This window comes from Methylomagnum sp. (assembly GCF_054333355.1).
Window position 1 is genome coordinate 1 of record NZ_JBTEKS010000217.1, and the last position, 7,670, is coordinate 7,670.

9 protein-coding genes are annotated in these 7,670 nt (G+C 64.2%); 4 read left to right on the forward strand and 5 right to left on the reverse strand.

Annotated features, from left to right (window positions below):
* Positions 1-538: laccase domain-containing protein (locus tag ACXWUF_RS15110; protein ID WP_458495482.1), on the reverse strand; the 538-nt coding region annotated here is incomplete at its 3' end.
* Entirely contained in the window at positions 538-1,488 is a 951-nt protein-coding gene (gene rluD / locus ACXWUF_RS15115) for a 23S rRNA pseudouridine(1911/1915/1917) synthase RluD (protein WP_458495483.1), read from the reverse strand. The genes ACXWUF_RS15110 and rluD, both read right to left, overlap by 1 nt.
* 57 nt (positions 1,489-1,545) lie before the next feature.
* Between rluD and ACXWUF_RS15120 the strand changes: the two genes are divergently transcribed.
* The 4 genes from ACXWUF_RS15120 to mltB all read left to right on the forward strand — a co-directional run bounded on the left by ACXWUF_RS15120 (position 1,546) and on the right by mltB (position 5,126).
* The gene (locus ACXWUF_RS15120; protein WP_458495484.1) at positions 1,546-2,412 is read left to right on the forward strand and encodes an outer membrane protein assembly factor BamD; all 867 of its coding nucleotides are present in this window, start codon (positions 1,546-1,548) and stop codon (positions 2,410-2,412) included.
* 41 nt (positions 2,413-2,453) lie between these two features.
* Positions 2,454-3,356, forward strand: coding sequence for a carbohydrate kinase family protein (locus ACXWUF_RS15125; protein WP_458495485.1), 903 nt, complete (start codon positions 2,454-2,456; stop codon positions 3,354-3,356).
* A 235-nt stretch (positions 3,357-3,591) separates the two neighbouring features.
* Positions 3,592-3,894 (forward strand): RNA recognition motif domain-containing protein, encoded by a 303-nt coding sequence (locus ACXWUF_RS15130; RefSeq protein ID WP_458495486.1) that lies wholly within the window; start codon positions 3,592-3,594, stop codon positions 3,892-3,894.
* A gap of 104 nt (positions 3,895-3,998) precedes the next feature.
* Positions 3,999-5,126, forward strand: coding sequence for a lytic murein transglycosylase B (gene mltB / locus ACXWUF_RS15135; RefSeq protein ID WP_458495487.1), 1,128 nt, complete (start codon positions 3,999-4,001; stop codon positions 5,124-5,126).
* A gap of 161 nt (positions 5,127-5,287) precedes the next feature.
* On the opposite strand, the gene ACXWUF_RS15140 is transcribed toward mltB, so the two are convergent.
* The 3 genes from ACXWUF_RS15140 to ACXWUF_RS15150 form a co-directional block, all read right to left on the reverse strand.
* The gene (locus ACXWUF_RS15140; RefSeq protein ID WP_458495488.1) at positions 5,288-5,686 is read right to left on the reverse strand and encodes a Dabb family protein; all 399 of its coding nucleotides are present in this window, start codon (positions 5,684-5,686) and stop codon (positions 5,288-5,290) included.
* A 171-nt stretch (positions 5,687-5,857) separates the two neighbouring features.
* Positions 5,858-6,241, reverse strand: a complete 384-nt coding sequence (locus ACXWUF_RS15145) for a NifB/NifX family molybdenum-iron cluster-binding protein (RefSeq protein WP_458495489.1) — start codon at positions 6,239-6,241, stop codon at positions 5,858-5,860.
* Positions 6,238-7,587 carry a (Fe-S)-binding protein gene (locus ACXWUF_RS15150; protein WP_458495490.1) on the reverse strand — a complete coding sequence of 450 codons (1,350 nt, stop codon included), beginning with the start codon at positions 7,585-7,587 and terminating at the stop codon, positions 6,238-6,240. Before ACXWUF_RS15150 ends, ACXWUF_RS15145 begins: the two co-directional genes overlap by 4 nt.
* Positions 7,588-7,670: the final 83 nt, after the last annotated feature.

The following is a 7,670-nucleotide window of genomic DNA, read 5'->3' on the forward strand; positions in this document are numbered from 1 at the left end:
CGCCGTTGGCGAACTCGGCACCGTTGGCGAGAAATGCCGCCCGCACCTCGCCGCCCACCTCGAACGCCTCGGGACCGATGGCCGGACCCAGCCAGGCCAACGTATCGCGGCCGCCCAGGGCGTCCACCGCCGATTCGATCACGCCGCCCGCCAGTCCTTTCCAGCCCGCGTGGGCGGCGGCGATGGCCTCCCCATCACGAGAACACAGCAGCACCGGCAGACAATCAGCCGTCATCACCGCGCAGACCACGCCAGATTCGCGAGTGTAAGCAGCATCGGCCACGCGGTCGCCCGGCGCTTCGGCCCGCACCGTGCGGCGGCCATGCACCTGGATCAGCCAGACGGGTTCGGCGGGCAGGTTCAGGGCGGCGGCGAGACGGCGGCGGTTGGCTTCCACATGGGCCGGGTCATCGCCGACGTGGGCACCCAGATTCAGTCCCGCGTAGGGACCGGCGCTCACGCCGCCGCCCCGGAGCGTACTGGCGGCACGGACGCCGGATGGAGCGGGCCAGTCCGGCTCAATCCAGCGCGTCGTCATCAGATGTTCCTCAGCGCGTCGAGCAGGGCTTTGAAATCCTCCGGCACGGGCGTACTCCATTCGCAGTATTCGCCGGTCTCGGGATGTTCCAGCCCCAGTGTCTCGGCGTGCAGGGCTTGGCGCTTGAAGCCATGCAGCGTCTCGGCCAAGTGGGGACTGGCCCCGGCGGGCAGCCGCAGCCGACCGCCGTAGACTTGATCGCCCACCAGCGGGTAATTGATGTGGGCCATGTGGACACGGATTTGATGGGTGCGGCCCGTTTCCAGCTTCACCCGCAGCAGGGTGTGATTGGGGAACCGCTCGGCCAGCCGGTAATGGGTCACAGCGGACCTGCCCCCCTCCCGCACGGCGAAGCGCTTGCGGTCGGTGCCGTGGCGCCCGATGGGTTCATCCACCGTGCCGCCGCCGGTCATGGCGCCATTCACCAGGGCCAGGTATTCGCGGTTGACGCTGCGCTCGTGGAGTTGATCCACCAGGGATTTGTGGGCCTGCAAGGTCTTCGCCACCATCAACAGGCCGCTGGTGTCCTTGTCGATGCGGTGGACGATCCCGCAGCGGGGAATGCCGACCAGCGCCGGGCAGTGGTATAGCAGGGCGTTCTGCAAGGTGCCGTCCCAATGCCCGGCAGCCGGGTGTACCACTAGCCCGACGGGCTTGTCGACGATGAGGAGGGAGTCGTCCTCGTGGACGATGTCCAGCGGGATGTCCTGGCCGACCAAGCTAACAACGTCTTCGACCTCGGCCCGCAGGACGACCTCTTCGCCGCCCAATATCTTGTGCTTGGGCGAGGCGATGACCTCGTCATCCACGGTCACGGCGCCGTGCTTGATCCAGGTTTGCAGGCGGCTGCGGGAGAACTCCGAGAAAACCTCGCTCAAGGCTTGGTCTAGGCGTAGCCCGCCTAGCTCCAGGGGTATCTCGTCGGTGAGAATTTGGGTGGTGGCGTTCACTTCTATCGGTTCGGGGATTCAAGGTATACTGCGACGCCTTCGGTCCAGGGTCCATTCATGTTTGTTTCAGTCCGTTCTCCGCGCCTAACGCGCCTTTTGTTGGTGGCTTTCCTGGCCTGTGGCCCGGTGTTGTCCGGCTGCGCCGCCTTGGATTTTTTCAAAGGCAACAAGGAAGAATCCGTCGACGAATACGCCGACTGGACCGCCGAAAAGTTCTACACGGAAGCGAAACTGGCGTTGACCGAAAAGCGGTACGACAAGGCGGTGAAGCTCTACGAGAAGCTGGAAGCCCGCTATCCCTTCGGCAAGTACGCGACCCAAGCCCAACTCGACATCGCCTACGCCTATTACAAGAACGACGAGGCGGATTCCGCGATAGCGGCGGCGGATCGGTTCATCAAGCTGAATCCGACCCATCCGAATGTCGATTATGCCTATTACGTCAAAGGCTTGGTGAATTATAACCGAGGCATCAGCTTTGTAGACCGCTTTCTTCCCACCGACTCCTCCCAGCGCGACCCCGGCGCGGCCTTGGACGCCTACAAGGAGTTCGAGGAATTGCTGAACCGCTTCCCCAATAGCAAATACGCCGACGACGCCAAGCAGCGCATCGTGTCACTGCGCAACAACCTGGCGATGCACGAAATCCATGTGGCCGATTTCTACATGCGCCGCGAGGCTTACCTCGCCGCCGCCCGCCGCTGCGCCGAAGTGGTCCGCCGCTATGAGCGCACCCAGGCCGTGCCGCTGGCCCTGCAAATCATGGAGAAGGCTTACCGCAAGCTGGACATGAACGATCTGGCCGACGACGCGGCGCGGGTGTACGCCCTCAACTACGCGCAGGGCGTGCCGGGGCAGGCCGCCAAGGATTACGAGCCTTCGCCCGTGGAAAAAATCTGGCACTTCATCGGCCTGGAAGAATAAACCCCGCGTCATCGTCCGCCCACCTCGGGGAAACGCCTCGAATGTCCATCGCCCCTTCCGATTCTCCCTTGAGTTTGGATCTCCTGTGCGTGGGGCATGCGTCCTATGACCTGGTGTTCGCGGTGCCCCACCACCCGCACGCCGACGAGAAAATCTTCGCCGGTGCCCTCATCGCCTGCGGTGGCGGACCCGCCGCCAATGCCGCCGTGACCGTGGCCCGGCTGGGCTACCACGCCGCCTTCGCGGGCTATCTGGGCAATGATCCTTACGGCGATTTGCACTTGGCCGAGCTGGTGCGGGACGGCGTGGCGACCCGGCTGATCGTGCGTGGCGACTCGCCCACCCCGGTCTCCGCCGTGCTGGTCAAGCCCGACGGGGGCCGCGCCCTGGTGAATTACAAGGGCGACACCCGCCATCTAGCGGAGGGTGCCATCGACTTCTCCTCGGTGGCTCCGAAAGTCATCCTGTTCGACGGCCACGAACCCCTCATTTCCCCGCCCCTGGCAGCCCAAGGCATACCCACCGTCCTCGACGCCGGTTCGTTGCACCGGGGCACGGAGGCGCTGATGTTCGCCGTGGATTATCTGGTGGCGTCGGAAAAATTCGCCCGCCAATGGCTGGGCGCGGACGATCCCGAGCGGGCGCTGGCGGGCCTTTCGGAGCGCTCCCCGGCGGTGGTCATCACCCTGGGCGAGCGGGGATTGATTTGGCGGCGCGGCACCGCATCGGGCCGGTTGCCAGCATTCGCGGTCGAGGCGGTGGACACCACCGGGGCGGGCGACGCCTTCCACGGTGCCTTCGCGGCGGCGGTCGCGGCGGGCCGGGACTGGCTCGATACGCTCCGCTACGCCAGCGCGGTCGGTGCCCTGTGTTGCACGGGACTCGGTGCCCGGCCCGCGATTCCCGACCGGGCGCGGGTGGAACGGTTCATGCGCGAGGCGTAAAAGTTCCCGTCCGTCCGCCCAAACGTAAAGAAAATATTGACATCGCCCAATTTCCCTTTGAAGCTTACGGAATGGGGAAGCTCTGTATCCATCGCCAATTATCGCAGGGTAGAGACGCCGACAATTTGGCTCCAGAGGTGGAGCCGGTCATCAGTGCTTGATCCGGGTGCCGTTCGTTAAGTAGCTGATGTATTTTTGTGAGAATGGCACGATTCCATGTACAGGTGTTTTCGCAATGATGAATATCTATGTCGGCAACTTGTCCTACCAAGTCACCAACGAGGATCTGCGCGAGGCTTTCGCACGCTTCGGCGAGGTGGGTTCCGCTAATGTGGTGATAGATAAGCTCACAAACCGCTCCAAGGGCTTCGGCTTCGTGGAAATGCCGGATCACGCCAGCGGCGAGGAAGCCATTAAGCAACTGGACGACCAGCCCTTGAAGGGCCGGAACATCCGCGTCAACGAAGCGCGTCCCCGTGAGAACCAAGGCGGCGGCGGTGGCTTTCCGCCCCGTCGTGGAGCGCCCCGGCGGGCGTAATGCCCGCCTGCCGCCGCCTCTTGCTTTGGATGGAATCCCTGGTGGGGGGAGAGGCGGCGGCGATTTACCCGCCATTCCAAAATACCCGTTCTCGATTTTTGCCCATGCACGCCAAATTGTTCCGAGTCCTCGCCTTAACCGTGGGCATCCTGCTGGAAGCGAGTTGCTCCCACACCCCCCGCAAACCGCTGCCCCGGCACACGCCCCAGCCGACCCCAACCATTCCCGAGCCGCAATCCCAGCGCGGCTCCGGCGACGCGGGCGGTCAATATTCGGCCCGGTATCTGACCGGAGACTATTCGGGCTATCCGGCGCTCGAACGGTTCATCGACAAGATGGTGAGCGAACACGGCTATTCCCGCGATTATCTTTATGGCCTGTTTTCCCAGGCCCGGCGCAAGCAATGGACCCTGGATTACCTGGGCCGCGAACCCAAGCCCACCGCCGCCCCGCGCCCCGGTTCGTGGACCCGCTACCGCGCCCAGTTCCTCACCGAGAAGCACATCGCCACCGGCGCGGCGTTCTGGTCCCGCCATGCCCAGGCGCTACGGCGCGCCCAGGCCGAATACGGCGTCAGCCCCGAACACATCATGGGCATCATGGGTGTGGAGACCATCTACGGCGGCAACTTCGGCAATCACCGGATCATTGACGCCCTGACCACGCTGGCGATGGATTATCCGCGCCGCGCCGCTTACTTCGCGGAGGAGTTGGAAAACTTCCTGGTCATGGCCCAGAACGAAGGCATTGACCCCTCGCGTCCGGTCGGTTCCTACGCCGGGGCCATGGGCCTGGGGCAATTCATGCCCAGCAGCTTCCTGAAATTCGCGGTGGATTTCGACGGCGATGGCCGCAAGGATTTGTGGAATCCGGTGGACGCCATCGGCAGCATCGCCAGCTACTTCGCCGGTCACGGCTGGCGCAAGGGGCAGCCAGTGGTCTCGCCCGCCCTGCTGGAAAGCCCCTCGGCCCGTGAATTGGAGTGCGGCCTGGACAAGCGCTACAGCTTCGCCACCCTGGCCGATTACGGCATCCGCCCCGCCGTCCAATTCCCCGCCGACAGCGTCCGCCTGCTGCGGCTCAGCGCCGCCGCCGGGGATGAATACTGGATCGGCTACGAAAATTTCTACGTCATTACCCGCTACAACCACAGCACCCACTACGCCATGGCGGTGCATCAACTGGCCGAGGCGGTGAGGCAGCGCTATTCGCGGCTGGCTTCGGCGCAATAAAAAGCCGGTCGGGACCACGAGGCACCCGACCGGCAAGCTTCCCGCAAAAGGCTCGTGGTCCCGGCTTTAGTCAACCCAGCGTCGGCAAGCCGGGGCTGCGGGCCATAAATTCAAGCGCACTCTCCCCCGCCTTGCCGAACGGCAGGAGCGGAATCCCTCCTTTATTGCACGCTGGCAAAGTCGTAGACGACCACTTTATCCACCAGGGGCTTGAGTTTCTCGGTGAGCGTTTTGGAATGCTCCGGGTGCTTCAAATAATCGTCGAGCGCCTTGGGGTCGGCGAAGGTGGCGACGACGGCGAGATCATAAGAAGCGTCCAGCGCTTTGCGTTCCAGGGCGGGCAATTGGGCGCCCACCGTATAGCTCAACACCATGGGCAGCTTCGCCAAATTCCGGGTCGCCTCGATGTATTGTTGGCGGGCTTGAGGGCCGTGATCCTTTAGCCAGACGATCACGACATGGTTCACCTTGCCGTTGGTCGGCGGAACGGTCTCCGCTAAACCGGCGGTGTTGAAGAGAAAGGCGAAAAGGGCGAGAAGCAGGGCGATGGCTTGTTTCATGGGGCGTCCTCCGAAGTGATTAACGCGGGACGATTATGGTAGAGGATGCGGGACCGGCATATACGCAGGCCCACCCATTCATGCCTCCTTGCGCGTTGCTCGGCGCTCGTAGTCCCGCCTTTAGGCGGTTTTTTGCGGCACTTACCGCCTAAAGGCGGGACCACGAGCGGTTCAATACCGCGAGAACAAATCCCGCACCTTGCACAGCAACAACGACGCATCCCAGCGCGGATCGGGCAGGGCCTCGCCCGCTAGAATCCTGGCGAGCGCCGCCTCTGGTTCGGTTTCCCCGGTTAAAAGCACATCGGTCCCGCGCTTCCTCATGTGCCGGAAAAAGCCGTCCCCGGCGCTGCCCGCAATCACGACCTCGACGCCATCCAGCGGGTGTGGGCCGTCGTCCTGGAAGTGGTGCATCACCTGCGCTGGTTCCAGCGAAACTTGCTGCGGCTCGGGGATGGGCTGGCCCGGCTGGCAGTCGTAAACCAGCCAATAACGGGCCTGTCCCGCATGACCGGACACCGTGGCGAAATCGGTGATGGGGATGGCGATTTTCATGCTAAAGCCTCTTTCAATACTTGAGCCAAATGCTTCGGCTGGTGCCCGCTGCCTTCGCGGATTTGGTGGCGGCAGGAGAAGCCGTTGCCGATGACGGCGGCGGCGGCGGGGTGTTCGCGCAGCTTGGGCAGCAGGGCCAATTCGGCCATGGCGAGGGACGTGGCCGCGTGTTCCGCCTCCAGGCCGAAACTGCCCGCCATGCCGCAACAGGACGACTCGATGAATTCGAAGTCCAGCCCCGGCACCAGCTTCAACACCTTGCGCATGGATTTCATGGCGCCCACGGCCTTTTGATGGCAATGGCCGTGGACCAAGACGGGGGCGGTTTTGTCGGCGGGCTTGAAGTCGAGCTTGAACGCCTTGGCGGTGTGTTCCTTGGCGATGAACTCCTCGAACAGCAGGATGTGCTGAGCCAGTTTCAGGGCCGGTTCGCCTAAGCCCAGCATCTTGTGCTCGTCCCGCAAGGACAGGATGCACGCCGGCTCCAGGCCGACGATGGCCCGCCCGGCTTCGGCGTGAGGCAGCAAGGCCGCGAGTACCCGCCGGGCTTCGGCGCGGGCTTCGTCAATCATCCCGTGGGCCAGCCAGGTCCGGCCACAGCACAAGGGGCGTTCCGGCTCGGGGGCGTCGGCGGCGGGCTGGGCGACGATGACTTGATAGCCCGCCGCATTCAGCACGGCCAGGGCGGCGTCGGCGATGTCCGGCTCGAAGTAATGGGTGAAGGTGTCGACGAACAGCACCACCTCGCGGGTGCCGCCGACGGATTCCGGCGCGGCGGCGGGCGCGTGGAAGCTATGCGGGGCCGGTTCCGGCAGGCGGCGGCGGGCGGCGATGCCCAGCCATGTTTCGCCTAGCGCGGCCAGCCAGGGCGTGCGGTTGCGCCATGCCGTCAGCTTTCCCAGCCACGGCCAGCGATGCAGCCAGCGGGGCAGCCCGGCCAGCAGCTTGGTTCGCAAGGATGGGCCGGTGTGGGCTTGGCGCTGGGCGAGGTACTCAATGCGGATGGCGGCCATGTCCACGGCGTTCTCGCATTCCCGTTTGCAGCCCTTGCAACTCACGCAGAGGTCCATGGCTTCGGCCAGCGCGGGATCGGTGAAGGGTAGGGTGCCGAGTTCGCCATTCAGCGCGGCCTTGAGCAGCTTGACCCGCCCGCCGGTGGAGTGATCCGGCACTTCGCTGACCCGATAGCTCGGGCACATCACGCCCTTGTTGTGGGTGCGGCATAGCCCGCTGTTGATGCAGACCGCCACGGCCTTGGCGAAGTCGCCGCCGGTCTTGGGAATATCGGCGTAGGCGTCGCCCATACCGGCGTCCCGGTAGGCGGACCAGTCGAGGAAAGTTTTCATGGAGGTCCAACTTGGAGGCAAATAAGCGTTTCCACAGCAAAACCGTTGCCAAGCCGTTGCCCTTTAAAATCAGCGGCTTGAAG